Source organism: Methylomicrobium lacus (assembly GCF_041897535.1).
In the GTDB taxonomy this organism is placed as follows: Bacteria; Pseudomonadota; Gammaproteobacteria; order Methylococcales; family Methylomonadaceae; genus Methylomicrobium; species Methylomicrobium lacus_A.
This window is the reverse complement of record NZ_CP169217.1, coordinates 3434990-3459618: the sequence shown is the minus strand read 5'-3', so window position 1 is coordinate 3459618 and position 24629 is coordinate 3434990. Positions and strand designations below refer to the sequence as shown.

The 24629-nt window shown below is 57.9% G+C and carries 23 protein-coding genes; 11 read left to right on the top strand and 12 right to left on the bottom strand.

The window, feature by feature from the left end; translation table 11 throughout:
• The first annotated feature begins 22 nt into the window (after nt 1-22).
• Nucleotides 23-403, top strand: coding sequence for a small metal-binding protein SmbP (gene smbP / locus ACEPPP_RS15505; protein WP_374088191.1), 381 nt, complete (start codon nt 23-25; stop codon nt 401-403).
• A 291-nt stretch (nt 404-694) separates the two neighbouring features.
• Here the strand turns inward: smbP and ACEPPP_RS15500 are convergent, their stop codons facing one another.
• The 7 genes from ACEPPP_RS15500 to ACEPPP_RS15470 form a co-directional block, all read right to left on the bottom strand.
• Nucleotides 695-2092, bottom strand: coding sequence for a DcaP family trimeric outer membrane transporter (locus tag ACEPPP_RS15500; protein ID WP_374088189.1), 1398 nt, complete (start codon nt 2090-2092; stop codon nt 695-697).
• An 11-nt stretch (nt 2093-2103) separates the two neighbouring features.
• Nucleotides 2104-2568 (bottom strand): hypothetical protein, encoded by a 465-nt coding sequence (locus tag ACEPPP_RS15495; RefSeq protein WP_374088187.1) that lies wholly within the window; start codon nt 2566-2568, stop codon nt 2104-2106.
• 204 nt (nt 2569-2772) lie between these two features.
• Complete coding sequence (gene chrA, locus ACEPPP_RS15490) at nt 2773-4128, bottom strand: chromate efflux transporter (RefSeq protein WP_374088185.1); 1356 nt, start codon at nt 4126-4128, stop codon at nt 2773-2775.
• Between the two features lie 86 nt (nt 4129-4214).
• Nucleotides 4215-4685, bottom strand: a complete 471-nt coding sequence (locus ACEPPP_RS15485) for a hypothetical protein (RefSeq protein WP_374088183.1) — start codon at nt 4683-4685, stop codon at nt 4215-4217.
• 172 nt (nt 4686-4857) lie between these two features.
• Nucleotides 4858-5376, bottom strand: a complete 519-nt coding sequence (locus ACEPPP_RS15480; protein WP_374088181.1) for an O-acetyl-ADP-ribose deacetylase — start codon at nt 5374-5376, stop codon at nt 4858-4860.
• Nucleotides 5377-5487: 111 nt separating this feature from the next.
• On the bottom strand, nt 5488-6099 hold the full coding sequence (locus ACEPPP_RS15475; protein ID WP_374088179.1) for a hypothetical protein: 612 nt from the start codon (nt 6097-6099) through the stop codon (nt 5488-5490).
• Nucleotides 6100-6267: 168 nt separating this feature from the next.
• Nucleotides 6268-7296 (bottom strand): hypothetical protein, encoded by a 1029-nt coding sequence (locus ACEPPP_RS15470; protein WP_374088178.1) that lies wholly within the window; start codon nt 7294-7296, stop codon nt 6268-6270.
• A gap of 192 nt (nt 7297-7488) precedes the next feature.
• On the opposite strand from ACEPPP_RS15470, the gene ACEPPP_RS15465 reads away from it, so the two are divergent.
• Genes ACEPPP_RS15465 through ACEPPP_RS15450 form a run of 4 tightly spaced genes read left to right on the top strand, consistent with a single transcriptional unit; the run spans nt 7489 to nt 10838 of the window.
• Nucleotides 7489-7725 (top strand): TIGR02647 family protein, encoded by a 237-nt coding sequence (locus tag ACEPPP_RS15465; RefSeq protein WP_374088176.1) that lies wholly within the window; start codon nt 7489-7491, stop codon nt 7723-7725.
• A gap of 34 nt (nt 7726-7759) precedes the next feature.
• Nucleotides 7760-8494 (top strand): O-methyltransferase, encoded by a 735-nt coding sequence (locus tag ACEPPP_RS15460; RefSeq protein WP_374088174.1) that lies wholly within the window; start codon nt 7760-7762, stop codon nt 8492-8494.
• A 6-nt stretch (nt 8495-8500) separates the two neighbouring features.
• Nucleotides 8501-9643, top strand: a complete 1143-nt coding sequence (locus ACEPPP_RS15455; protein WP_374088172.1) for a HupE/UreJ family protein — start codon at nt 8501-8503, stop codon at nt 9641-9643.
• Between the two features lie 22 nt (nt 9644-9665).
• A complete protein-coding gene (locus ACEPPP_RS15450) occupies nt 9666-10838 on the top strand; it encodes a tetratricopeptide repeat protein (protein ID WP_374088170.1) in 1173 nt (390 codons plus the stop codon).
• 80 nt (nt 10839-10918) lie between these two features.
• Here the strand turns inward: ACEPPP_RS15450 and ACEPPP_RS15445 are convergent, their stop codons facing one another.
• Nucleotides 10919-12037, bottom strand: coding sequence for a DUF4331 family protein (locus ACEPPP_RS15445; protein ID WP_374088168.1), 1119 nt, complete (start codon nt 12035-12037; stop codon nt 10919-10921).
• A gap of 244 nt (nt 12038-12281) precedes the next feature.
• On the opposite strand from ACEPPP_RS15445, the gene ACEPPP_RS15440 reads away from it, so the two are divergent.
• Nucleotides 12282-12719, top strand: coding sequence for an NUDIX hydrolase (locus ACEPPP_RS15440; protein ID WP_024300065.1), 438 nt, complete (start codon nt 12282-12284; stop codon nt 12717-12719).
• A gap of 82 nt (nt 12720-12801) precedes the next feature.
• Nucleotides 12802-15552: a pyruvate, phosphate dikinase gene (ppdK, locus tag ACEPPP_RS15435; protein WP_374088166.1), complete on the top strand. Its 2751-nt coding sequence runs from the start codon at nt 12802-12804 to the stop codon at nt 15550-15552.
• A gap of 58 nt (nt 15553-15610) precedes the next feature.
• Here ppdK and ACEPPP_RS15430 read toward each other — a convergent pair whose 3' ends face one another.
• Nucleotides 15611-16513 carry a TIGR01777 family oxidoreductase gene (locus ACEPPP_RS15430; RefSeq protein ID WP_374088164.1) on the bottom strand — a complete coding sequence of 301 codons (903 nt, stop codon included), beginning with the start codon at nt 16511-16513 and terminating at the stop codon, nt 15611-15613.
• A gap of 171 nt (nt 16514-16684) precedes the next feature.
• On the opposite strand from ACEPPP_RS15430, the gene ACEPPP_RS15425 reads away from it, so the two are divergent.
• Complete coding sequence (locus ACEPPP_RS15425; protein WP_374088163.1) at nt 16685-17359, top strand: transaldolase family protein; 675 nt, start codon at nt 16685-16687, stop codon at nt 17357-17359.
• Here the strand turns inward: ACEPPP_RS15425 and ACEPPP_RS15420 are convergent, their stop codons facing one another.
• Nucleotides 17360-18400: an MJ1255/VC2487 family glycosyltransferase gene (locus tag ACEPPP_RS15420; protein ID WP_374088162.1), complete on the bottom strand. Its 1041-nt coding sequence runs from the start codon at nt 18398-18400 to the stop codon at nt 17360-17362.
• A 173-nt stretch (nt 18401-18573) separates the two neighbouring features.
• Here ACEPPP_RS15420 and ACEPPP_RS15415 point away from each other — a divergent pair, with 173 nt between their 5' ends.
• Nucleotides 18574-18741 carry a GxxExxY protein gene (locus ACEPPP_RS15415; protein ID WP_374088160.1) on the top strand — a complete coding sequence of 56 codons (168 nt, stop codon included), beginning with the start codon at nt 18574-18576 and terminating at the stop codon, nt 18739-18741.
• A gap of 34 nt (nt 18742-18775) precedes the next feature.
• Here the strand turns inward: ACEPPP_RS15415 and lplT are convergent, their stop codons facing one another.
• Both lplT and ACEPPP_RS15405 read right to left on the bottom strand, forming a co-directional pair.
• Entirely contained in the window at nt 18776-20083 is a 1308-nt protein-coding gene (lplT, locus tag ACEPPP_RS15410) for a lysophospholipid transporter LplT (protein ID WP_374088158.1), read from the bottom strand.
• Nucleotides 20084-20097: 14 nt separating this feature from the next.
• Nucleotides 20098-20892: a UDP-2,3-diacylglucosamine diphosphatase gene (locus tag ACEPPP_RS15405; protein ID WP_374088156.1), complete on the bottom strand. Its 795-nt coding sequence runs from the start codon at nt 20890-20892 to the stop codon at nt 20098-20100.
• Nucleotides 20893-21410: 518 nt separating this feature from the next.
• On the opposite strand from ACEPPP_RS15405, the gene ACEPPP_RS15400 reads away from it, so the two are divergent.
• The gene (locus tag ACEPPP_RS15400; protein WP_374088154.1) at nt 21411-23387 is read left to right on the top strand and encodes a diguanylate cyclase domain-containing protein; all 1977 of its coding nucleotides are present in this window, start codon (nt 21411-21413) and stop codon (nt 23385-23387) included.
• Between the two features lie 145 nt (nt 23388-23532).
• Entirely contained in the window at nt 23533-24615 is a 1083-nt protein-coding gene (locus tag ACEPPP_RS15395) for a hypothetical protein (RefSeq protein WP_374088152.1), read from the top strand.
• The last annotated feature ends 14 nt before the right edge of the window (nt 24616-24629 follow it).

Genomic DNA, 24629 nt, shown 5'->3' with positions numbered 1-24629 from the left:
CAAACTGTTCAAGGTAAACAAAATGAAAATCAAGTTCTATATCTTTACAGGATTATCGGCTTTCGCGAGTATCGCAACTTCGGTTTACGGCGGAACGCACGGTGATGAGGCCATCAAACAATTGGAAAAAGCGATAGAAAGCGCAAAGGCAGGTGATAACAAAGCTTCGATCGAACATGTTGAAACGGCAAAGAGGCATTTACGTTTGGAAAATAAAGAACATCCCTACACAAAATCACTTAAAAAAATCACCGGGGAAAATCCAAAGCAAGAACATGATGAAGCAGCGGTCGATCAAATGAATAAAGCGGAAGCGCATTTAAAAAAAGGCCAGTTTAAGGACGCCGAACAGCACGAAAAAGATGCTGAAACGCATGTAATAGAAAAAGAACAAACGAAATAAACCTTTATCATGACTACAGCCAGTTCAATCCTGAGAATGTTGATTACTCGTTTAATATGAGGGTCGATTTGGGGATGTTAAGCAGACGATCATCGAGAAGGTGCGATAGACAGCAAAGGGTCGTACTGAGACGATCAAACTCTGTCATATTTGCAGTTGCCAATGGCTGCTTTCGTGTAACTACATCGGGTTGGTTTCGCATAATTCTTGCTGACCTATTTGACTGGAACACACATCATTAACTTCACCGCTTTGCCCTATCGATTATGCCGAGCCGTCTTGTCTCGATGCCTAAAACTGGAACATCGCCGAAAACTGCACGCGGTGCAAATCGCCGTTGGCGCCACTTTCGATTTCGCGCATCGCATAGGTGTATTCCAGGCCGAAGGTGGTTTGCAGCAAGGGGCTCCATAACAGGTTGATCAGCCCCGACTGCGCCCATTTGGAGACTGTGCCGGGAACGAAGTGCGGGTTGTCGGCATAGGCAAAGCCATAGCCCACGGTCGAGCGCCATTCCTGTCCCCACCAATGCCGGTAGGCGAGATAACCGCTGTAAGCGTCGAGCAAGTGAATTTTACCCTCCGCATCGAGCGCGGCGTCGTTGAACAGATTGTTCGACGAATAGCGTCCTAGCGCATTGCCGTAAGCCAGCATGAAACGGACGTCGTCGCGGCCGTAAGCGTTGATTTTTCCGGCCAGGCTGACCGCGCCGCCGAAGGCGCTGTCGGTGGTTTTGTCCGCGATACGGATATCGCGCGCCATCGCCGCCAGCGACAGCGTTCCCCACGGCTGGGTCGTGCTGAAGCGGGTCACGATATCCGGCGCACGGTCGTCATCCGGCGTTAGCCGGATGCCTTGCGCATTGGTCAGCGTGCTTTCCGGCGATTCGAGCGCGACATGCCAATCGATCGGATTGTTGCCGACCATGAACGGTTGCGTCCAGCGCACCTGCGGCTGGCGCACGAAGATTCTGCCGAGCGGCCCGCCGACGAAATCGTTCAATTCCGGCAAGGCCTGCGCGTCCATGAACGTGGTCCAGGTCTGGCCGGCGAGGAAACGGCCCAATTGCCCGTAGGCATGGCGCATGCGCGGCGCGTAGGAATTGCTGACTCTTTCGTCGCCGGGGGACTGGAAGGCGAAAAAATCCATTTCGAGATAGGTGTTTAAATCGCCGAGCCGCGTCGGCGTGAAACTTTTCAGCCAGAACCGGCTTGAGCGGGCATGAAAATTGATCTGATTAGCCTCGGCTTGGCTGTCGTCGACCGGAATCGAGCCGGGCACCAACCACTGGTCGCCCTGGTTCGTGCGGCCGTTGTCGCCTGTGCTCTGGCTGTTATAGATCGTGTCCAGCTTGACGAAACCGCCTATCGCCAGCGAGGTATCGGTGCCCGGAATTTTGATCGAACCCTTGGTCGCGCCGGTTTCGACCGGTTTGGCGAAGGGCTTCTGTGCCGTCTCCGGCGTCGCCGCGGCGGTTTGCGGGGTCTTTGCAAGCGCGACCTGCACGGGCGCCGCGCTTGCCGCGAGTTCTTTTTCTTCGAGTTTTTTTTCCATGGCCTCCATGCGCGCGGTCAATAACTTGAGTTGTTCCCTGAGATCGTTGACGGTTTGCTGGAGATTTTCCTCGGCATGCGCGAACGGCATCAGAAAAAATGCCAGCAGCGTAAAAATGGCGATACGGTTCAGCATGATGCAAGCACTCAATGGGACAATTGTCGGAACGAACGATGGCATTCATTGCAAATCGCAACGATTTGCTCAATACGCTTCGGAATGCCGTCGACATAATTTTGTTCGGCCTCCACTTTTAGCCGCGTGACTTGCTCCTTTAAGCGGCCGCTCAAATCCAGAAAGGCCTGCCTGTCTTGCGCATTCAACGCGAGTGAAGGCAGCGCGTTGGGTATTTCCTGCACCGCTCCGAGCATCGCGCCGGCGGCTTCCGCCATTTCCTGCAGGCGTAGACGGCGCTCCCGATCCAGTTCCACCTCGGTCAGCAGATGTTCAAACATCAGATCGTTCAACCGGTTCATCAGATCCTGCAAACGTTCGCTCTGAATGGCATGCAGCGCCGGTTTGCCGGTGTCTTGGAGGGTTGGCGAGGCGTGTCTTTCGACGCCGCAGGCGAGAAGCAATAAGGCGCAAAGGCTTGGAATCGATCGCTTCATAAGGTTTTTCTCGTTAATAAATGCGGATGGCGAGGAGGAAACAACTATACAGATGAATTTGCATAGGCAGTGGTGCCCACGACGAGGGGATGCTTCGAGCCATTGGCGGCAAAGTGTCAGGGAACGCTGCTGACCTAGGCGATGAAGGATTGCAGCGAAAATCCGAAGGGGGCCGCTTCTACAACAGTCTGAGCGCCAAAGCCGTCAAACCAGCCAAATACGGATAAGCGTAACGGCCAAGCCCGCCGCGCCGCAGGCCGCGATCACCGGAATCACTCCCACCTTGTAGCGCAACAGCACCAGCAGCGCGCCGGCGCCGATCAGCGCCGAGATGAAGTCGAAGCGTCCGGAAAGGCCCTGAGGCCAGAACACATGGAAGGCGAAGAACAAGGCCAGATTCAGGATCACGCCGACCACCGCGGCGGTGATGCCGGTCAACGGCGCGGTGAATTTGAGATTGCCGTGCGTCGACTCGATCAACGGCGCGCCGGCCAGAATGAACAGGAAGCTCGGCAGGAAGGTGAAATAAGTGACCACGAAAGCCGCCGCGGCGCCCGCGAGAAAGCGCTGTTCGGGCCCGAACAACATCTCGCCCCAGCCGGCGACGAAGCCGACGAAGGAGACGACCATGATCAAGGGTCCCGGCGTGGTTTCACCGAGCGCCAGGCCGTCGATCATTTGCTCGGGGCTGAGCCATTGAAAATGCTCGACCGCGCCCTGATACACATAAGGCAGCACCGCATAAGCGCCGCCGAAAGTCAGCAAGGCGGCCTTGGTAAAGAACCAGCCCATTTGCGTCAACGCCCCGTCCCAGCCGTAGCGCGCGCACAAAAACCCCAACATGCCGCCCCATAGGATCACGCCGGCAATTATCACTCTGCCGAGACGCTGCCAGCGAAAACGCGCGTGTTCCGGCGTCGGCGTGTGATCGTCGATCAACGCCGGGCCGTAACTCCGCTGGGCGGCGCCGTGGCCGCCGACCGCGAATTTTTGCGGCGCCCACTTGCCGCCGATCGCGCCCAGCACCGCCGCGCTCAACACGATCAACGGAAACGGCGCATGCAGCAAGAAAATCGCCAAAAACGCCAACGCCGCGATCGCCCAGAGCAGCGCATTCCTGAGCGCCCGCGTCCCGATCCGGTAGGCCGCGAACAGCACGATCGCGGTCACCGCGGGCTTGATGCCGTACAGCATTCCGGCCACCGCCGGGACTTGCCCCCAGGTCAGATAAAGCCAGCTCAGCCCGAGCAGGATGAACCATGAAGGCAGCACGAACAGCGTGCCGGCGATCACCCCGCCCCAGGTCCGATGCATCAGCCAGCCGATGTATGTCGCCAATTGCTGCGCTTCGGGGCCGGGCAGCAGCATGCAGTAATTCAACGCATGCAAATAGCGCCGCTCGGAAATCCAGCGCTTGTTCTCGACCAAATCCTGATGCATGATCGCGATCTGACCGGCGGGCCCGCCGAAGCTGATAAAACCGAGTTTGAGCCAATAGCCGAAGGCCTGACGCAGCGTCACGGACTGGGGCGGCGTCTGGGCCGAATCGGGTGAATGCATGATGCACTTCCTGAAGCATAGTTTGATCAATAGAGGCGGCATCGCTCGGGCGGCTCAGAGCGATACCGCCGGCTCGAATCCGGAGCTTATGCTTTTCCGCCGTCCGAAGGCAAATTTCCCGCTGTTTGAGTTACGGTTTGCGGATATCTTTCTTCCATCAATTTTTTCAAGCGGACATAGACCATCGGCCAGCCGAGACCGACCATCACGGCCGTTTGCGGCTCGGTTGTGAAAAACCCGGCAATCACCGCCAGATAACCGACGATCGCGGCGGAAGCAAACCATCCGAGCAGCGGCATGGCCTGATTCATGATTTCCTGCTGCGGGGTATTTAGATTGGTCTCGTCGATCTGATTGGCGATCACATAATCGACGATCTTGACCAGAATACTGACGAGTCCGCAGAACAGCGCATAGAGAACAATATGATCATGCCAGATTAAATCCACAAACTCCTGGCTTTGCGTTACGGCGGCCTCTTCCGCGTAAGCGCCTTGCCATCCTGAGAATGCAAGCAAAAACGAAATAACGCCAACTTTATAAATTATTCTTTTCATTGTTATTTCCTGAATTGTGGGTGAGTTTGGAACGTGTCTCTTGCCCGGTACGCACGCAGGGTTTCGTGCAGCGCAATCAGCCGCCAGCGCCGATAAACGCTTGCACTTTCAATCGAGTTGGGCAACTGATTCTATCGGCATATCCCGAAGCAGGCAACGGGCTTGCCGCAATTCAGGCGGGAGTTGACGAAATCAGCTTTTGATAAACGGCCAGATCGGCCGCCGAGAAACAGCTGAAAATAACTTCCTCGATCGAAGGCAACCGGAATACAGCCGCCGAGACCGTCCGATAAGCCACTTGCGCGGCCAAATCGACCGGATAACCGTAAACGCCGGTGCTGATGCCCGGAAACGCGAGGGTGCGCAGCCGATGTTCGGCGGCAAGCTCCAGCGCGCGCCGGTAACACGAGGCCAGCAGTTCGGGTTCATTGCGGTTTCCACCATGCCAGATGGGGCCGACCGTATGGATCACATAACGGGCCGGCAGGTTGTAGCCCAAGGTCAGCTTCGCATCGCCGACCGCGCAGCCGCCCAGCGTCCGGCATTCCCGCAGCAATTCGGGCCCCGCCGCGCGATGAATGGCGCCGTCAACGCCGCCTCCGCCGAGCAGGCTGGAATTGGCCGCATTGACGATCGCATCGACCGCCAGGGTGGTGATGTCGGCCTGTAAGGCGATCAGTTTTGCAGTCATCCGTCACTCCGACAATAAATACACGCATGAAACCGGCTCAAGAATACCCACCCGATTTCCCCATCCATTTTTTCGTGCCTTTCGGGTTTTTCGTCGAAATTAATCGTGCGCCTACCAGCCGCCGCCCAAATCATAGATCGCATCCATCACCAGGCCGGTGCCGATCGCGATCATCAAAATATCGGACGCGACCCGCACAAAACGGTAGCCCGGAGGCGGATACCCGAGCCCCGCCAGCACGGGCGGCGGCACATCGTAAAAAATCACATTGCGCGGCAAGGGCCGGCCGATCGCCCATTTTCTTGCCTGGCCGGGCGGCATGCAGCCGTTGTGTTTCTTGGCCAACCCCGGAGGGCAACGGCCGCCGCGGTATTCGTCATGGTAATAATTGTAAACGCTTGTGCGGTGCTGATCGATGAAGTAACGGCCTCCGCTATAGTGTGCCCCCTCGCCGTACCGGTCATCATGATGCTCCGCATGATGGCTATCCTGCTGATCCCGATAGCGGCGGTCGCCGTTCCAATCGCGCCGATCATTTTCCCTATCGTAGCGCCCTCTGCCCGAATAATCCCGCCTATCCGGCCAAGGCTGATCTTGCTGATTTTTCCCTCCGTGAGGATTACCGGCCCATGACGGCTTGTCCGCGAGTACAGGATTTGCGGCCAACGCCGAAGCGGCCACGACCATCGCAAGGCATTGCGTTTGAAAAACCGATGTAGCCATGATTTGTCCCCTCACTGGATTTGAAACATTGAATCGTTAGACCGATTGCCGGCTTGTCTCCCCGACGCCTGCGCGCAACGGCCTTTTGGCTTGAGTTTCAGCATAAACCTCGGCGATGAATATTCGCTTAAAAGCCGCGTTTGTTGACTGTTTGCTTGCGCCGTCGGTTCAATCATCCTCATCGGGTATTTGCGCGCGGAATTCCTCGGACAACAGCATTTGCCCGCCGACCGTCACGATTTCTTCTCCGGGCTTTAGCGCGCCCCTGACAAAATAGCCTCCGGCCATCGGGGCATAATCCGCGAGCAAGCGCCGGCTGAAGGCGTCCTGACCGGTTTTGACATAGACGAACGCCTGATCCAGCGACCAGATCAGCGCGGAGCCGGGTATCGCAACGCCGGCTTCCCGGGCGCGCCCTTCCGGCAGCCACACGCTGACCGTCATGCCGGGCCTAATCCGCTTACTGCCGGTGCGGAAAAAATAGCTCGCGCCCTGCACGATCTGATCGATTTGCGGCGCGGGCGAAATATAAACCGCCTTCGCCGCCTGGCTTCGATTGCCTTCCGGATCGACAAAAACGGCCGCATCGGCGGCGGGCATCTCCTTGCCGGCCGGCAACGTAACCAGCAACAAGGTCTCATTGCCTGACACGAAATCGCCGAGGCGGTCCTTGTCGGTCGCAAACGCCCAGTCGGCAAGCTCGCTTCCCCAGGTCACCCGCGCCTCTTCGAGCACCGCATCGCTTTGCGCGCGCCGCGCCGCGAGCTGCGCCTTGTCGGTCTGCCAGAGCGATTGCTGCTCCTGTACGATCCGTTTCGCGGCAACCCCATGCCGGTATAAGTCTTCGGTGCGCCGGATGCTCTGGCCGGACTGCGTCAGCCTTGCACTGGCGCTCTGCTGCTCGGATAAAGCGACCCGATACTGGCTTCTGATCGCCACCAGCGGCTGAACGTTGATCGCCTTGCCGTAGGCGGCGAACTCCGGCTGATAAACGGCCGGCTGCACTTTGATGATCTCCAATCCGGCCCGTTTTTGCTTATCCTGATCGAGTTCGACTACCGGCAGCCCGGCCTCTGCCTCCGACTTGACCGGGACCGCATCACCGTCACCCTCGGCACCTACATCGGCCGACAGAGAAACGCCAGAGGAAACCATCACAACGATGAGCAGAAACAGGCGGAAAACGGGAATCGACATCAGGCAACGGTTGGGCTGGAAACAAGGCCCATAGCATAGCCGGTATACCGCCGGGCGTAAACCTGAGGGGAATACTCGAGATCGTGTCTTGAACGGTTTGAACAGGCATAGCAAATTCGGGTTACAATGCGAAGACAAATTGATCGCTGCGGCAAGGCAGCATTTCCCCCTACTGAAAAAGGAGCGTTTCCCGTGCTTTACACCCCAGAAATCGTCGAAGAGCTGAACGTGCTGGTCCGTTACAATCTGACCACCACCCAAGAAGGCATCAAGGTTCATAAAAACGCCGACCCGAACGTGATCGCGGCGACCCTGCGCCTGTTTCATAAAGGCCTGGTGACTCAGGAAGACGGCGGCTATCTGACCGCGCTCGGCCGCGAAACCGCCGAACACGTGCAGGCAGCGCTGGATATTCTGACCGCAGCTTGATAGAGTAATCAGGCCTTAGCGTGAAGGGGGGATTATGAGCCCCCCTTGTTCCGTCGATCATTTGAATCACCCACTGCCGATGCCCGATCATTCATCCCCCAAATCGCCCTCCTCGATCGCCTTGGTGCCGGTCGATCCCGCGATCGAAAACTATATGCGCGGCCTGCTCGGACTTACCGACGCTCCGGTGCTGCACGAAATGGAAGCCTTGGCCGCCCGGAGAAATTTCCCGATCGTCGGTCGTCTGGTCGGAGTGTTTCTGGAATCGCTGGCCAAGTCTGTCAACGCAAGGCGCGTGTTTGAGTTCGGCAGCGGCTACGGCTATTCGGCTTACTGGTTTGCCAAGGCGGTCGGCCCCGAAGGCCGCGTCGTCTGCACCGACGGCGATCCGCACAACCTGGAACAGGCCGAACGCTTTTTGCAAACGGCCGGCTTATGGGACCGGATCGACTTCCACACCGGCTTCGCGCAGGACATCTTCGCCCGCACCGACGGGCTCTTCGACATTTGTTATAACGATGTCGACAAGGGCGGCTACCCGGAAGTCTGGCGCCTGGCGAAAGACCGCATCCGCCCCGGCGGCCTCTATATCGCCGACAATGTGCTCTGGCACGGCCGCGTCGCGGTCGAGGAATTTACCGACGTCGCGCCCGGCTGGACCGAAGCGATACGCGAACATAACGCCCTGATCTTCGACGATCCCGAATTCGATGCTTACATCAATCCGACACGCGACGGCGTGATCGTCGCACGCAAAAAAACCGGCTGAATCCCTATGCTGGCCCGCCTCGCTTTGTGCTTGCTGGTCCTGGTTTACACGCCGGTCCTGCATGCGCACAAGGCCAGCGACAGCTATCTGACCCTGAAAGTCGCGGGCGACCGCATAGCCGGGCGCTGGGACATTGCGCTGCGCGATCTCGATTTCGCGCTCGGCCTCGACAGCGACGACAACGCCGAAATCACCTGGGGCGAGGTGCGCCGCCGCCGCGATGCGGTTTTCGACTATGCGCTGAGCCGACTGATCCTGAGCGGCGGCAATCAGCCCTGCCCGCTGCAAGCCGGCGACACTTTGATCGACAGCCATACCGACGGCGCCTATGCGGTGCTGCTGTTTACGGCCGTTTGCGGCAAGGAATTGTCCACTATCGGCGTCGACTATTCGCTGCTGTTCGATCTCGACCCGCAGCACCGCGGCCTCTTGCGCGTCGAATACGGCCAGGCGACGCATACGGCGGTGCTGAGCCCGACCCATCACAATCAGCCCATCGAACTGGCCGAAGTCAAACCCGGCGCCGCGTTCCTGCAATACCTGAAGGAAGGCGTCTGGCATATCTGGCTCGGTTATGACCACATCCTGTTTCTGCTGAGCCTTTTGTTTCCGGCCGTGCTGATCCGCCAGGACCGGTCCTGGCGGCCGGCCGAACAGTTCCGCCCGGTGCTGCTCGAAGTCGTCAAGATCGTGACCGCCTTCACCGTCGCGCATTCCTTGACCCTGAGCCTTGCGACGCTCGGCGTGATCGAATTGCCCTCGCGCTGGGTCGAATCGGCGATCGCCGCCTCGGTCGTACTGGCGGCGCTGAATAATGTGTATCCCTTGATCAGCAAAAAACTGTGGCTGGTCGCCTTCGGTTTCGGACTGATCCACGGCCTCGGCTTCGCGAACGTGCTGAAAGACCTGGGGCTGCCGAACAACATGCTGATCCTGGCCCTGCTCGCCTTCAACCTCGGTGTGGAGATCGGCCAGCTTGCGATCGTATCGGCGTTTCTGCCCGCCGCTTTTTTCTTGCGGCGCAGCTGGGGCTACCGCCAGCTGTTGGTCCATGCAGGATCGGTGCTGATCGTGTTCGTTGCGCTGATCTGGTTCGCGGAGCGGGCGATGAATACTCAACTGGTCGACTGGGAGTCTTTGTTCAAATGAACGGCCGGAGCACATACGATCGATGAAACGCAAACTCGTCGCCGCGATCTGCGCGATCCTGCCCCTCCATCTGGCCCTTGCCACCCCCTATCGGCCCGATCATGACGCCCAGGTACTCGAGCGTTTGCCGGCGGCATCCGGCCCCGCCAACCGGGAACTGCGCGCATTGCGCCAGCAATTGAAGGACAATCCCGGCCGGACCGAACTCGCCCTCGATCTGGCCGAACGCTATATCGCCCGCGGCAAGGCCGAGGCGGACCCGCGCTATTATGGTTATGCCGAAGGTTTGCTGAAAGCCTGGTCGCAAATGCCGGAGCCGCCGCCGAAAGTGTTGCTGCTCGGCGCGCTGATCAAACAGCACCGGCACGACTTCGACGGTGCCCTGCAGGATCTTGATAGTCTGCTCCGGCGGCAGCCGGACAATGCGCAAGGCTGGCTGACCCGCGCGGTGATCCTGCTCGTGCAGGCCCGTTACCCCGACGCGCTGCAAAGCTGCGCCCCGCTGATCGAACTCGACGACGCCTTGCTGGCAGGCACCTGCCTGGCAGAGGTCAACAGCCTGATGGGACAGGCGCAAAAGAGTTATGATTTTTTGCAGGAGGCCTTGGCCGATCAAGCGGAAGCCGGCGCCGAACAGCGGCAATGGAGCCTGACCGTGCTGGCCGACATCGCCGCCCGTCTCGGCAAGCCCCTGGAGGCGGAAAAGCATTTTTCCGAAGCCATCCGCATCGATTACCCGAATGTTTACCTCTTCGGCGCCTATGCGGATTTTTTGCTCGATCAACACCAGCCGCAGAAAGTGCTGACGCTATTGCAGGACAAAAGCCGGATCGATGCGCTGTTTTTGCGCATCGTAGAGGCCAAACAGCAGATCGGAAGCAGCGATCTGGCACAGGCGACCCAGGAACTCGAGGCCCGCTTTGCGGCCAGCCGGATGCGCGGCGAAAATCTGCACCTGGGCGATGAAGCGCGCTTCATGCTGCATCTATTGAACAAACCCGAAGACGCCTTACGGCTGGCCAAAGCGAACTGGCAGGCGCAACGCGAACCGAAGGATGCGCGCATTTTGCTGGAAGCGGCATGGGCCGCGCAGGATGCCGAAGCCGCGAAGCCGGGGCTCGATCTGTTGAGCGCAAGCGGAATGGAACACCCGCAATTGCGGCAATTGGCCGCAGAAATCAGGCAACTGCGGTAGAGGGCGGCAAGAGATGGACGAAAGCGATAGAGTATGAGGGGACGGAGTATGGGTCCCGTCCCCAGTTTTATGCAACCGGATCAAGCATGCTGATGCTTGCAGCAGCGCTTGCGGCACCAGATTACCAGTCCTGCGATGAGGCCGACAAGGATCATGCCCGGAATCACCACGAACTTCATGATATAAGGCCAGCAGGATGGCGGCGGCGTTTGCGGTCTGGCCGGCCAGGGCTCTGCCAGGTACGGAAACTCGCTCAATAAGGGCTTGTCGTTGACGGTCGCACGCGGCCACTGTTTGGTATCGATGAACGCGTTTTCCTGCAACGGACAATCGCCCTGGTTACAGGTCAGCAAGGCCACATCGTCGGTCAAGCGCCGACCGTTCGGAAAGCCCGGAGCAAAGCGGTTCGTGTAAACCATCACATCCGGCACCATGTCGTAATGGCGGATCAGCAAACCGCTCAACTGATTCAATTGCGCCAGCGCAGGAATGCATGCCAGGAAAAAATCCTGCAATTTCTTCCGGGATACTGCCTTTTCCTTGATCAAGGCGACATGCTGATTCGGATGCACCGTATTCAAAATGTCGAAGCGGCCCAATTGCGTCCGGTTCGAGCGGCCGACATGATCGATCTGCTTGCCGTCTTTAACGCTCTTGGAGGTTCCCCACAACAGCCAGTCCTGTTGATTGGCCGGAAACGCGGTTTTCGGGATTTTCATCACCATCGAGACCACGTTCACGTTAAAGAAGCGTGGAAAAATAAACGGATCGTCGCGGACACCGGCATAAAACACGATGCTTTCGGGATTCTTCAGGCCTTTGACGGTCTTGTCTTTCAACGTCCCGTCGTCGTTCAGATGGATCGTAACCTGAGCATCGGCTTCGATCGTTTCGGGATTCACTATCGTGCCGCCGTAACGCGCCCTGTCCTCTTCGTTATCGAATTTGAGCTTGCTGTGCAGGTCGAAATGAACCGTATATTCGTAAGGCGCGAAATCGTAAGGCGGCGCCGCCGTCAGGGCACGTCTGACATTGAAGACGACGATCATGTTGTCGCCTTCCGGATAGAAGAACAAGCCGGTGATATTCGGCTCCTGGGTCTTGGGATCAAGACTGATCGGATCGGCATGATCCGAAGCGATAGACACGGAAGACACCAGCGATAGCAGCGAAAGCAATAGAATGCGCGCGTATAACATAACAACTCCTTTATTTTGTTAAAAATTTGGGTGGAGACTGCATGCGTCCGCGGCAGCTTAATACGGAATTCCTTATGCTTTGTTTAAACCATGACGACACGGCTTAGTGGCTAACTTGGGGCGCATGGCGCGAATCATATACCCGATCAGGTAATGATACAAGCATACAGAGACGACTTGACCGCGGACGGATTTAACGCGTTACAATGACCGCCATTCCCATCCACTTGACTCCGGACACACCATGGCCAAACCCGTCACTCCCCTGATTGCCGCCGACATCCTCATCGAATTGATCGATCTTCCCGAACGGCCCTTCGTATTGATCGAACGCGCGTTTCCGCCCTACGGCTGGGCGATACCGGGCGGCTTCGTCGATGTCGGCGAAACGGTCGAACATGCGGCGATCCGCGAAGCGAAGGAAGAAGTCGGGCTCGATGTGCGCCTGACCGCCTTGCTCGGCATCTATTCGGACCCGAAACGCGATGCCCGCGGCCATACGGTCACCGCCTGTTATGTGGCCGAAGCGCACGGCATGCCGAAGGCCGCCGACGATGCGAAGAACTGCGCGATTTTCACATTTGCGACCCTGCCCGAATTATTGGCCTTCGATCACGCCGAAGTGCTGGCCGATTACCGGAATTATTTGGCGACCGGCAAGGTCACACCGTTGCGCCAGTAGCGAAGCAAGGCGGCACAACGCCGCCCCATTAGATACCGGCGCATCCTATCCGCATCGAAACGACCCAAGGGAGACCCGCCACATGGCAACGCAATACATCTTTTCTTTCCAAAACGGCGACGGCAAAAACAAGGCGCTGCTCGGCGGCAAGGGCGCGAATCTGTGCGAGATGACCCAAATCGGGCTGAACGTGCCGCCGGGTTTTGTGATTACGACCGCGGCCTGCCTCGATTATCTGCGCGACCGCCGTCTGCCCGACGGCCTGATCGATGACGTCAAACGCCATATCGAAGCCATCGAACAGACGACCGGCAAACGCTTCGGCGGCAGCAACCGGCCGCTCTTGGTATCGGTGCGTTCGGGTTCGGCGATCTCGATGCCGGGCATGATGGACACGATCCTGAATCTCGGCCTGAATCGGGACACCTTGCATGGCCTGATCGAGGAAACCGGCGATCCACGCTTCGGCTACGATGCCTACCGCCGTTTCATCCAGTTGTTCGGCAAGGTCGCGCTCGGCATTGCGGACGAAAAATTCGATGCGCATTTCGACCACGTGAAGAAACAGGCCGGCATCAAGGCCGACGTCGCGCTGGATGCCGATCATCTGAAAGAAATCAGCAATCTGTTCCTACAGGTCGTCAAGGAAGAGACCGGCCGGCCGTTTCCGGAGAACGTGTACGAGCAGCTCGAACTCGCGATCAAGGCGGTGTTCGAATCGTGGATGGGACGGCGCGCGGTCGATTACCGGCGCGAATTCCGGATCACCGAGAAGATGGCCAACGGCACCGCGGCGAACATCGTCACGATGGTGTTCGGCAACATGGGCAACGACTGCGCGACCGGCGTCGGCTTCACCCGCAATCCCGGTACCGGGGCGAACGAAATGTACGGCGAATATCTGGTCAATGCGCAGGGCGAGGATGTGGTCGCCGGCATCCGCACCCCGAAGCCGGTGCAGGAACTGGCCAGGGAGATGCCCGACCTGTACCGCCAGCTGACCGAACTGCGCGACAAGCTCGAACAGCATTACCGCGAGGTGCAGGATTTCGAATACACGATCGAACGCGGCGTGCTGTACTGCCTGCAAACCCGGAACGGCAAGATGAACGCGGCCGCGATGGTCAGAACCTCGGTGGAAATGGTCAAGGAAGGCTTGATCAGCAAGGAGCGCGCGCTGCTGCGCATCAACCCTGAACTGCTCGAACAGTTGCTGCATCCGCAGCTCGACCCGCACAACAAGATACCGCCGCTCGCCCAGGGCCTGCCCGCATCGCCGGGAGCCGCCTGCGGCAAATGTGTCTTCGATGCCGACACCGCCGCGATGATGGGCAAGGCCGGCGAAAAGATCATCCTGCTGCGCGAGGAAACCAAGCCGGAAGACATTCACGGTTTCTTCGCCGCCCAGGGCATCTTGACCAGCCGCGGCGGCAAGACCTCGCATGCGGCGGTGGTCGCGCGCGGCATGGGCAAGGCCTGCGTGGCCGGCGCCGAGGACATCCAAGTCGACGTGCGGTCGCGGCGCGCGCTGGTCGGCGACGTGCTGATCCGCGAAGGCGACATCATCACGATAGACGGCGGCAGCGGCCTGATTTATCTCGGCGAGATTCCGACCGTCGCGCCGACCGTATCGGCCGAATTGCAGACCTTGTTGTCCTGGGCCGACAGCTATGCGGAACTGAAGGTGCATGCGAACGTGGACACGCCCGAAGGCGCGAAGAAGGCGCTCGCTTACGGCGCGGCCGGCATCGGGCTGTGCCGGACCGAGCGGATGTTCAACGCGAAAGAGCGCCTGCCGCTGGTCGTCGACATGATTCTGGCCGAAGACCCGGAGAGCCGCGCCGCCGCGCTCGAAAAACTGCTGCCGATCCAGCGCGAGGATTTCGTACAACTGTTCACCGCGATGACCCCTCACCCGGTCACCGTGCGCCTGCTCGATCCGCCGATGCATGAGTTCCTGCCCAGCGAACATCAACTGGAGGACGAAATTCAGGCCCTCGGCAAATACGCGGCGATGATCAAGGGCCAGCGCGTGACCCTCGAAACCCTGTCCGGGCACGAGGTGCTGCCGGCGCCGTTCAACCTGCTCAGCGAGGACGTAATCGGCAAGGCGATCGCGAAGAAGGAACTGATGCTGAAAAAGGTCCGCGACCTCTCGGAAGTGAACCCGATGCTCGGCCATCGCGGCGTCCGCCTCGGCATGTCGTATCCGGAAATCTACAAGATGCAGATTCGCTCGGTGCTGGAAGCGGCGGCGCTCTGCACCCAACAGGGCCTCGTGATCGCGCCCGAGATCATGGTGCCGCAGGTGATCACGGCCGAGGAACTGAAGCGGGTCAACGAGTATGTCGCCGAAGTCCGGCAGGAAACCGAAAGCCGCTACGGCCTGGTATTGAATTTCAAATTCGGCACGATGATCGAGACCGTGCGCGCCTGCACGCGCGCCGGCCAGCTGGCCGAAGTGGCCGAATTCTTTTCGTTCGGCACGAATGACCTGACCCAGGCGACCTTCTCGTTCTCGCGCGAGGACGCGGAAAACAAGTTCTTGCCGCTATACAACGAAGTCGGCCTGCTCGAGGACAACCCGTTCGAGGTGCTCGACGTCAAAGGCGTCGGCCAGTTGATGAAGATGACCGCCGAATTCGGCCGCCGCACCCGGCCCGGCATCAAGATCGGCATCTGCGGCGAACAGGGCGGGCATCCGCAATCGATCCGCTTTTGCCACCATATCAAGCTGGATTATGTGTCCTGCTCGGCCCCGCGCATCCCGATCGCAAGACTGGCGGCGGCGCATGCGAAGCTGCTCGAACACGAGTTTTCCGGACACTCGTGACTCGATGCGGCGCAGCGGAATCGAGGAATTTCGAAGCCCTCGACTCCGCAAGACGGCTTTATTTCGCCGCCAACGCCGCCCGCAGCGCCCCGTCCAGCTCGGGATAGTCAAATTTGAATCCCTGCTGCAACAACCGCTCCGGCAACACGCGCTGGCTGCCCAACACCAGCTCGGACATCTCGCCGAGCAGGCATTTCAACACGATCGCCGGCGCGGGAAACAGCGCCGGGCGGCGCAGACAGCGCGCCAGCGTGCAGGTAAACTCCCGATTCGTGACCGGGTTCGGCGCGGTGGCATTGTAGGGGCCCTGCATCGATTCATCGGCGATCATCGTCAGCGCGACGTTGATCCAGTCCTGCCGATGAATCCAGGACATCCATTGCCTGCCGCTGCCGAGCCTTCCGCCGAGTCCGAAACGGAAAGCCGGCAGCATGCGCTGCAACAAGCCGCCGTCGTCCGCGATCACCAAGCCGGTGCGCATCAGGCAGACGCGCACGCCGAATTGCGCTGCCCGCCTGGCCGCCGCCTCCCAATCCGCGCACAAGCGATGCGAAAAATCGGGACAGCCGAGGGATGCTTCTGTCAGTTCCGCATCGCCCTGGTCTCCGTAATAACCGATCGCGGAGCCGCTGATCAACAGCTTCGGCTTGACGGTCATCCGTTCGATGCAATCGACCAGCTGCTCGGTCAGACCGATCCGGCTTTTTCGGATCAACTGTTTGCGCGCCTCGCTCCAGCGCGCGTCGAAGATCGGTGCGCCGGCCAGGTTGATGATCACCTCGAACGACATTTCCGGCGCCAGAAAACCCAAATGGCCGAGCCCGAACACTTCCGGCCCGCACAACGCTTCGACATGCTCCGGCGTCCGGCTCAGCACGGTCACATGATGGCCTCCGCCAACCAGGGTCTTGACCAAGGCCTTGCCGATAAAACCGGTGCCGCCGGTGACTAGAATTTTCATCTGGGTGCCCTCCTGATCAAATGGATGCCGAAACGCAATCCGACTTCACCTCAATATACCAGAATCGCTGAAGACGCCAAGCCCGACGCGAAAAATCGAAATCGCCGATCAGGCTTTGCCGGAACAGCCCGCTCCGTTAAAATCTCCCCTTCTTTGATCAGGACTTTTACCATGTTTGAGCTCTATCTCGATACCGCCGACCTCGGCCAAATCGCGCGTTTCGGCGCCTCCCTGCCGGTGCGCGGCATCACGACCAATCCCTCGATCCTGGCCAAGGCGAATAGCGGACTGGCCGAATTGCTGCCGAAGGTCGCCGAGGTCTTGGGAAAGGAGGCCAGAATTCACGTGCAGGTGGTCAGCGAAAGCGCGGATGCGATGGTCAAGGAAGCCTTGAGCCTGCAGGAGCTGCCTTACGACATCGTCGTGAAGGTGCCGGCGACCGAGACCGGCCTGACCGCGATCAGACAAATGAAGGCGCGGAACATTCCGGTGCTGGCGACCGCGATCTACAGCGTGCAGCAGGGATTTCTGGCCGCGTTGTGCGGCGCCGATTATCTGGCGCCTTATGTGAACCGGATCGATGCGATAGGCGCGAACGGCGTCGGCGTGGTCGCCGACTTGCAGCACCTGCTCGACCGCCATCACCTGGCCAGCAAGCTGCTGCCGGCCAGCTTCAAAAATACGCAGCAGGTGCTGGAAGTACTGAAGGCCGGCGTCGCGTCGATCACGCTGCCGGCCGACATCGCCGCCGAGCTGTTCGCGCATCCTTCCGTAGAGCCGGCGGTGAATCGCTTCAGCCAAGACTGGCAAGCCGTCTTCGGGCAAACCTTATCGTTTGAAAGCTAGCTAATCGTTCAATTGCAGGACGTTGACCTGGCTCCAGCTGGCCTCGATGAAATCCTCATCGACCGGCGGCATGCCGTCCAGCATCCAGCGCACCAGGATGTGGGCGACATTCGGATAAGTAACCCTGACCCGGTGCGGATTTTCGAGCCAACGCGCGATCGTCTTCGCATCGAGCTCGTGCATGATGCGCCCGTAACCGAGCTGTTTTAGCGCGGCGGCGTTCGAGATTTGCTCCAGCTGCGAATGCAGCGGTTTGATCAGGATTTTCTTGCCCAGGTGCAGCGCCTCGCTGACCAGTTCGAAGCCGGCGTTGCTGATGATGCCGGCGCAATCGTAGAGATCGTTCTGGAAGCCGTCGCGCGACAAGGGTTTGACTCGAATATGCGCCGAAGGCGAGGTGATCGCCGCCGGCGTATAGAGCATAAAGTCAAACGCCTTGAACGGCGTCAGCAGCCTGACCACATCAGTAGGATTCTCGAACGGCAGATACACGACGATCTTGTTCGCGACGGATCGCGGTGGCGGCTCATGCGGCGCGATGATCGGCGGCAGGATAGGCTGGCCGAAATGGTGCCAATGCAGGCCGATGTTCCGCCGCGTCGGCGCGAAATATTTCATCACGCTCGTAGCGATCACATCGCCGCCTTCCCGCGGTATGCGGTGATTGAACGCATATTGATGGCCGATGCCCAAAATTTTTTTGTTGCCGAGCTTGGCTGCCCAGGCGGTGACCGGTTCGAAATCGCTGAGCACCAGATCGTAACCTCCGAGATCCAGCGCCTTGACCTCCTTGATGAAATTGATCGGGCGGGCGTCGAATGCGGTTTTCAGATAACTGACATCGCCGTTTTGGGTATGAAAGGTTAGCCCCTTCATGACTCGGTAACCGTTGAAGATCTCCATATCGAAATACTTGGCCGCATCGCGGCCACTGAACAGATAAGTCACCTCAACGCCGGCCTCGGCAAAGGCTTTGGCCATTTCGCGCGCGCGCGTGATATGGCCGTTGCCGGTGCCCTGCACTCCGTAAAATATTTTCATGCGGTTTTATTTTCCCTTTGCATCAAAAAATCCTTCAGCTCCCCGGCTTTTGCGGCCCGGGTTCCCAGTGCGTCACGGTCGTGTAATGCCATCTCTTTGCTCATGTCGGATTGTTATCCCGCGTAAAATAACAAGCGTTGATGACAAAACGTTAACCGTTCGATGACGGTTTGATGAAGACAATGGGAGCGCATAAGGCGCGGATGCGGAATTACCTGAAAGCGACAGGAATGCGCTTGGGTTTGTCGGTCAACTTTGGCTGTTATCCGAAAGTAACGGTTGAACGGGTTGGACTAAGAAATTTTTCGTGCCTTTCGTGTTTTTCGTGGACCCTGCGGTAAGTCGATGAGTCCACGCGAAGTACAGCCGGACGGTTTACGGATTCAAATCCTGGTCATGGCGATGCCGATGGTGGATCACGCCCATGCTAAACGCGATAAACAAGCCGAATACGATCACGACCGTGTCGATCGTAAAGCCGGCCCTGATCATCAGCGAGTACGCGCCGAGCAGAAACAGAATGCTCAGGTTTTCATTGAAGTTTTGCACCGCGATCGAGTGGCCTGAACCCATCAGCAAATGCCCGCGGTGCTGAAGCAAGGCGTTCATCGGAATCAGAAAACTGCCGGCCAGCGTGCCGATCAGGACCAACAGCAAAGACGCGATCCGCCAGTCGCTGACCCAGACCATCGCCAACACGACCAGCCCCATCGCGATGCCGAGCGGCAGGACTTTCACCGCATGCGTGACCGGAACCGCTTTGGCCGCAATCACCGAGCCGATCGCCAGACCGACCGCGACCAGCGCGGTCAATTGCGTCGCCTGCTCCAGGTCGAACTCCAGCGCGGCGGCGGCCCAGGCGAGAATGATGAAGCGCAAACAGGTGCCGGCGCCCCAAAACAGCGAGGTGACCGCGAGCGACACCTGCCCCAGGGGATCTTGCCAGAGCATTCCGAGGCTCAGCCAGAACTCCTTCACCAAAGACGCCGGATCGCGATGCGTCAACGCATGCTCGATCTTCAATTTGGGGATGTAATAGTTCAGAGCCGCTGCAACCAGGTAAATCCCGAGGATCACCAGAATCGCGAATTCGGGCGCGGTATCGATACCGCCGTTGAACGCCAGTTCACCGAGGTGCTGCACGATCTGCGTCTCGACCCGAGGACCGATCAGCACGCCGCCGAAAATCGCGCCCAAAATGATCGCCGCGACAGTTAAGCCTTCCATCCAGCCGTTGGCCCAGACCAGCCTTTCGAGCGGTAGACACTCGGTCAGGATGCCGTATTTCGCCGGCGAATACAGCGCCGCGCCGAGACCGACAAAGCCGTAGGCGATCAAGGGATGCAGGCCGAAGAGCATCGCCAGGCAGCCGACGATCTTGATACTGTTGCTGATGAACATCACCTGGCCTTTCGGCAAGGCATCCGCGTATGCGCCGACGAACGGTGCCAAAAAGATGAACGCGAACACGAAAAATTGTTGCAGCACCGGAATTTGCCAGGCCGGCGCCGCCATCGATTTGAGCAGCGCAATCGCCGCGAACAGCAGCACGTTGTCGCCGAGAGAGGAAAAAAACTGCGCGGCCAGGATGGTGTAAAAACCGCGCGTGATCGGATGCGCTGCGCCCGGGGGAATCGCGGCAACAGGATTGACGGCGGCAAAAGGGTTCGAGGATTTATGCATGGAGTCCCAGCCGGTCAGTCATGAACATTCGTTTCAAGAGGCTTTTGCGCTATCAGCACGGACTCTTCCTGCTTGAGCCAGTGCACCAATTCCAGTTCGCCATTGAAATGTTCGACGATCGCGGTGCAGCTTTCGACAAAATCGCCGGTATTGACATATAAAAAGCCTTCGAGCTGCTTGATTTCGGCATGATGAATGTGACCGCAGATCACCCCGTCCAGCCCCTTGTCGCGCAAGGTACTGACGATACTGGATTCATACTCGGAAATGAATTGTACGATATTCTTGACCTTGAACTTCACAAACGCGGCCAGCGAGAAATGCGACTGAATCCCGAGCCAGCGCCGGATCACCCGCAAAATGCGATTGGTCCACAACAGAAAGTCGTATCCTGCGCTGCCCAGTTTGGCGATCCACTGATGGTATTGGGCGATCGTGTCGTATTCGTCGCCATGCACGACCAGGAACTGCTTGCCCTGGGAGGTTGTGTGCACATCCATGTTTTTGACGACGATATCGCCGAACACATAATTGTTGTAGTCCCTGACATTATCGTCATGGTTGCCCGGCACATAGATGATCTGCGTGCCGTGCCGCGCCTTTCTGAGCACTTTCTGAATCACCGTATTGTGATCGCGCGGCCAGTACATTTTCTTCGACAACGCCCAGAAGTCGATGATGTCGCCGACCAGATACAGCTTTTCGCTGTCGTTGTGTTTCAAAAAATCGAGCAGCACATCCGCCTGGCATTGGGTGGAGCCGAGGTGAAGATCTGAAATCCAGATGGTTCGGTAGGAGATGTTGTCCATAAGCCAATTATGTTTCGTGTTATCTCAGCGCAGACCGATGCGGTATTGCCGATGCCACGCTGCCGCATCGCCTCCTCAACGGTTTACAGTCTGCGGGATGCTAGCAGAGACAAATGAAAGTTATGTGACAGACGGAACAGTGAGACTTCGACGGGCTCAAAAGACGCCCAGGAAACCGGTGAAGGTTTTATCGAAGCAGGATATTCGCTGGAAATTAAGCCGCCTATGTGTTAAAAATAACTTAACGGCTTAAACCTTCTGCCGCGGATGCGCGAAAAAATACCGGCCGCCAACCATCAAAGCATTGACCCATTTTTGCTACCCGCTTTTTTCATCGGCGGTTCTCTGCGACAACCTGACGACGGCAGCACGAAGATTAACGAATTCTTTCGCATTCTTTTGAACGCCGAAGCCGGTTATCTATCTTAGTAGCAAAAGGAACAGAACCGGTTTTTTAACAATTTCCAAGCAAATTTTTTGGCGGCATGCCATTTCAAATCAGATCGCAACTTATCAAAATGTTTTTTCTCATTGCATTGTGCCTGCTGGCCAATAGTGCATTTGCTGGCACATCCACCGAACTGCGGGCGAGCAGCCAGGCGTCGGCGCCTTATTCGCTAGAGCTGAGCGCAAAAGAAAAAGCTTGGCTTGCACGCCATAAAACAATCCGGGTCGCTTTCGACGACTCCCTGCCGCCTTACAGTTTTGTCGACCAAAGCGGAAAGTTCAACGGCATCGCGGTCGACATTTTCAATGCGCTGAGTCAAAAACTCCCGATCCGCTTTGAACATCAGCCGAGAAAAAGCTGGAATCAAATCTACAGAGCCGTTGCCGAACGCCGCACCGATGTTGTGGCGACCATGGTGGACCGCCCGGAACGCCGCTTATTGTTCAATTTCACCCATCCCTATCTGACCAAATCCCTGGCCATCATCACCCGGGAAAACGACACGGCGATCAAGACACCGAGCGATCTTGCCGGTAAAACCGTCGCCTATGTCCTTAACTATCAATATGGGGAAGGCATCAAAAAAAATCATCCCAACATCAAACCCCATGCCGTCAAGTCGATGCTGGAATGTCTGCAAGCGGTCAGCGCGAAAAAATCGGATGCCTGCATCACCTTTGTCGGCACCGCCAGTTATTTACAAACCCAACACCCATTAAAAGGCATCAAATTCGCGGGCTTTTATGAACGCCGCACCGCCGATGAAAGCATTGCGGTGCGCGGCGATTGGCCGATATTGGCCGGCATCATGCAAAAAGGGCTGGATGCCTTGAGCGAAGCCGAAATGAACGCGATCTATTTCAAATGGGTGCCGCCGCCCTCCCCGCCCCCCGTCACGGCCAAAGAAAGCGCGGCCCAAGAAAGCGTCGTGCACACCATCAAGACCGTCCCCGTCCCTCCCCGCCACGAAGAGAATTATTGGCTATCCGCCTGGCCATTGTTACTTGTCCTCGGCGTTGTCGGCTTGTGGACTCTGCGCGTCCGGCTCCATCACCGGCATCCGGTACCGCCGCCTCAGAATCCCCCCTCGCCAGACACTCAGACCGTGACGGCCTCTCCGAACGATTTTGAAGAGATGCTGCTGAAACGTGCAACCGAACTGAAAAACCGCGATACCCGATTTCGCAACCTGATCGAAAACCAGAGCAAAAACTATTTTTTCTTTCAGTGCGACAAGCAGAGCAAAATCACTTATGTCAGCCCCTCCGTCACGGCGATTCTCGGCTATAAGCCCGAAAAATTCATCACCGATTTTCAGAGCCGCATTACCGACCATCCGGAAAACATAAGGATCAGCAGGTTGCTGGAATTATGCCGCCAAGGCAAGCCCTGCCCGCCCTATGCGCTTGAAGTCTATGACAGCCACAACGAGCGACGCTGGCTGGAAATCACCAGCGAACCGGTTTATGACGAGTTCGGCAACTGCGTCGGCGTGGACTGCCTGGTATTCGAAATCACCAAACGCAAGCAGGAAGACGAACGCCTGATCTGGCTGTCCTTTCATGACGAACTCACCGGCCTTGCCAACCGCCGAATGTTGGTCGATCACTTGCAACAGGCCATCACGATGGCGCATCGTACCCGGATGTCCTTGGCGCTGCTTTTTCTGGATTTGGACGGATTCAAATCGGTGAATGACAAGATGGGCCACGCGGCGGGCGATTACGCACTGAAAGAAGTGGCGATAAAGCTCTCGGGAATAGTGCGCGATTCCGATACCGCCGCGCGTTTAGGCGGCGACGAATTTGCCTTGCTGCTCCCGGACGGCGACGAGACAGCCGCGGCGGCGGTCGCGAAAAAAATCGTGAACAAGCTGAACGAGCCGATCGCTTACGGGGAGACCGCGATACAATTTGGCGTCAGTATCGGCATCGCCCTCTACCCTCGCCACGGCACCGACTGTGACACATTGCTGCACTATGCCGATGCAAGCATGTATTATGCCAAACAAAAACGGCTGGGCTTTTCGTTTCAGGCGGGTACTTAAGAACCGATGTTACCTATTGTCCACAAAAAACACGAAAGGCGCGAAAAATTCCAAAGCACTCTTCGTTCAACCTGATGTGTCGACATTGCGGTGTAACTTTGCGGGACAAGATTGGATTCCCCGCTATTTTTTGACAGGCCTTATCATGAAAAAGAGCGTGAACCTTCGGCCCCTGATGCTCTTGCTACTGTCGCTGGGTGCGGCGGATGTTTACAGCGACGCGTATCATTCGAAGTCTTGCGGTTCCTTTGCCGGCAGATTGAGCGACCTAAATCTGCAGCGGCCGCAGCGGGTGCTGCTGATTCCCTTATTGAGCAGGGATCCGCATTCGACCGAGAGTCCAAGGTGGTCCGAACAGCCGGCCCGCACGCTGAAAGCCTTTTATAGAAACCAGTTCCATGCAGACGTGACCGTGCTGCGCGATCTATGGAGCTGGTCCGATTATTATCGGGAGGTCGAGCAAATGACGGCGCAAGCGCCGCCTTTCGACCGGGTGGTTTTCATCAGCCACGGCGGTTTTGACGGACCCGTCCTCAAAAATGCAGTGTTTTGGCAAAACCTTGAGATCACGGGGAACACAGGCAAATTGCTTCAGCTTTCCGAGGCGCAACCGGGGCTTGAGAATGCGATGTCGATCACCTACGACACCCGCAAAAACACCGCCTTCAGCGACTATATGGCCACGCGCTGGCCGGAAATGGCGCCGATGAAATCGAGCGACACCTTCCATCTGCTGAAAGGGCTGGAAAAACAGCTGCAACCCCTGGATCCCGTCTGCTACGCGCGTTATTGCGCGCCGGAACGGCTGGCTAGCCAACCGGAACGACTGCGGTCCTACCTGCTCGATAGCTGCCAGCTGATTTGCCGGGAACCCTTGTTCGAGCAAAAAACCGCCTCCGAAATATCCGAAGAAAGGTTCTTTCGCTTCGCCAAATCGCTGACTTCTCTGGCTAAGGAAAACGGCCTGATATTTTTCGGCGCCTGCAACCCGGGCAGCGCGGCTTCGATGAAAACGCGCGAACATGACGAAACCGAACTGCTGATCAATTCAACTCTCGCAGGCGGCCCGCACCGGAGTTACGTGCATCTGGTCAGCGCGGCGACCGGCCGCATCGCCGCAGGCCCGATTGGACAAAGCAGCGCCGATGACATCGTAAACCGTGTCATGCTGTTCGAGAACAACCGTGCACAACGCAATCTCTGCATCGCCTCGCCTCCGGCACGGTGAGCGCCGGTCAAGAT

Excerpts from the sequence above, each read along its gene's own strand:
- ACEPPP_RS15460 (WP_374088174.1), top strand. The coding sequence starts at position 7,760 with ATGAGCCCCCCTTGTTCCGTCGATCATTTGAATCACCCACTGCCGATG.
- ACEPPP_RS15500 (WP_374088189.1), bottom strand. The coding sequence starts at position 2,092 with ATGCTGAACCGTATCGCCATTTTTACGCTGCTGGCATTTTTTCTGATG.
- ACEPPP_RS15395 (WP_374088152.1), top strand. The coding sequence starts at position 23,533 with ATGAAAAAGAGCGTGAACCTTCGGCCCCTGATGCTCTTGCTACTGTCG.
- ACEPPP_RS15405 (WP_374088156.1), bottom strand. The coding sequence starts at position 20,892 with ATGGACAACATCTCCTACCGAACCATCTGGATTTCAGATCTTCACCTC.
- chrA (WP_374088185.1), bottom strand. The coding sequence starts at position 4,128 with ATGCATTCACCCGATTCGGCCCAGACGCCGCCCCAGTCCGTGACGCTG.
- ACEPPP_RS15420 (WP_374088162.1), bottom strand. The coding sequence starts at position 18,400 with ATGAAAATATTTTACGGAGTGCAGGGCACCGGCAACGGCCATATCACG.
- ACEPPP_RS15440 (WP_024300065.1), top strand. The coding sequence starts at position 12,282 with ATGGCCAAACCCGTCACTCCCCTGATTGCCGCCGACATCCTCATCGAA.
- ACEPPP_RS15425 (WP_374088163.1), top strand. The coding sequence starts at position 16,685 with ATGTTTGAGCTCTATCTCGATACCGCCGACCTCGGCCAAATCGCGCGT.
- lplT (WP_374088158.1), bottom strand. The coding sequence starts at position 20,083 with ATGCATAAATCCTCGAACCCTTTTGCCGCCGTCAATCCTGTTGCCGCG.
- ACEPPP_RS15495 (WP_374088187.1), bottom strand. The coding sequence starts at position 2,568 with ATGAAGCGATCGATTCCAAGCCTTTGCGCCTTATTGCTTCTCGCCTGC.
- ACEPPP_RS15455 (WP_374088172.1), top strand. The coding sequence starts at position 8,501 with ATGCTGGCCCGCCTCGCTTTGTGCTTGCTGGTCCTGGTTTACACGCCG.
- ACEPPP_RS15445 (WP_374088168.1), bottom strand. The coding sequence starts at position 12,037 with ATGTTATACGCGCGCATTCTATTGCTTTCGCTGCTATCGCTGGTGTCT.
- smbP (WP_374088191.1), top strand. The coding sequence starts at position 23 with ATGAAAATCAAGTTCTATATCTTTACAGGATTATCGGCTTTCGCGAGT.
- ppdK (WP_374088166.1), top strand. The coding sequence starts at position 12,802 with ATGGCAACGCAATACATCTTTTCTTTCCAAAACGGCGACGGCAAAAAC.
- ACEPPP_RS15430 (WP_374088164.1), bottom strand. The coding sequence starts at position 16,513 with ATGAAAATTCTAGTCACCGGCGGCACCGGTTTTATCGGCAAGGCCTTG.
- ACEPPP_RS15415 (WP_374088160.1), top strand. The coding sequence starts at position 18,574 with ATGAAGACAATGGGAGCGCATAAGGCGCGGATGCGGAATTACCTGAAA.
- ACEPPP_RS15470 (WP_374088178.1), bottom strand. The coding sequence starts at position 7,296 with ATGTCGATTCCCGTTTTCCGCCTGTTTCTGCTCATCGTTGTGATGGTT.
- ACEPPP_RS15480 (WP_374088181.1), bottom strand. The coding sequence starts at position 5,376 with ATGACTGCAAAACTGATCGCCTTACAGGCCGACATCACCACCCTGGCG.
- ACEPPP_RS15400 (WP_374088154.1), top strand. The coding sequence starts at position 21,411 with ATGTTTTTTCTCATTGCATTGTGCCTGCTGGCCAATAGTGCATTTGCT.
- ACEPPP_RS15485 (WP_374088183.1), bottom strand. The coding sequence starts at position 4,685 with ATGAAAAGAATAATTTATAAAGTTGGCGTTATTTCGTTTTTGCTTGCA.
- ACEPPP_RS15450 (WP_374088170.1), top strand. The coding sequence starts at position 9,666 with ATGAAACGCAAACTCGTCGCCGCGATCTGCGCGATCCTGCCCCTCCAT.
- ACEPPP_RS15475 (WP_374088179.1), bottom strand. The coding sequence starts at position 6,099 with ATGGCTACATCGGTTTTTCAAACGCAATGCCTTGCGATGGTCGTGGCC.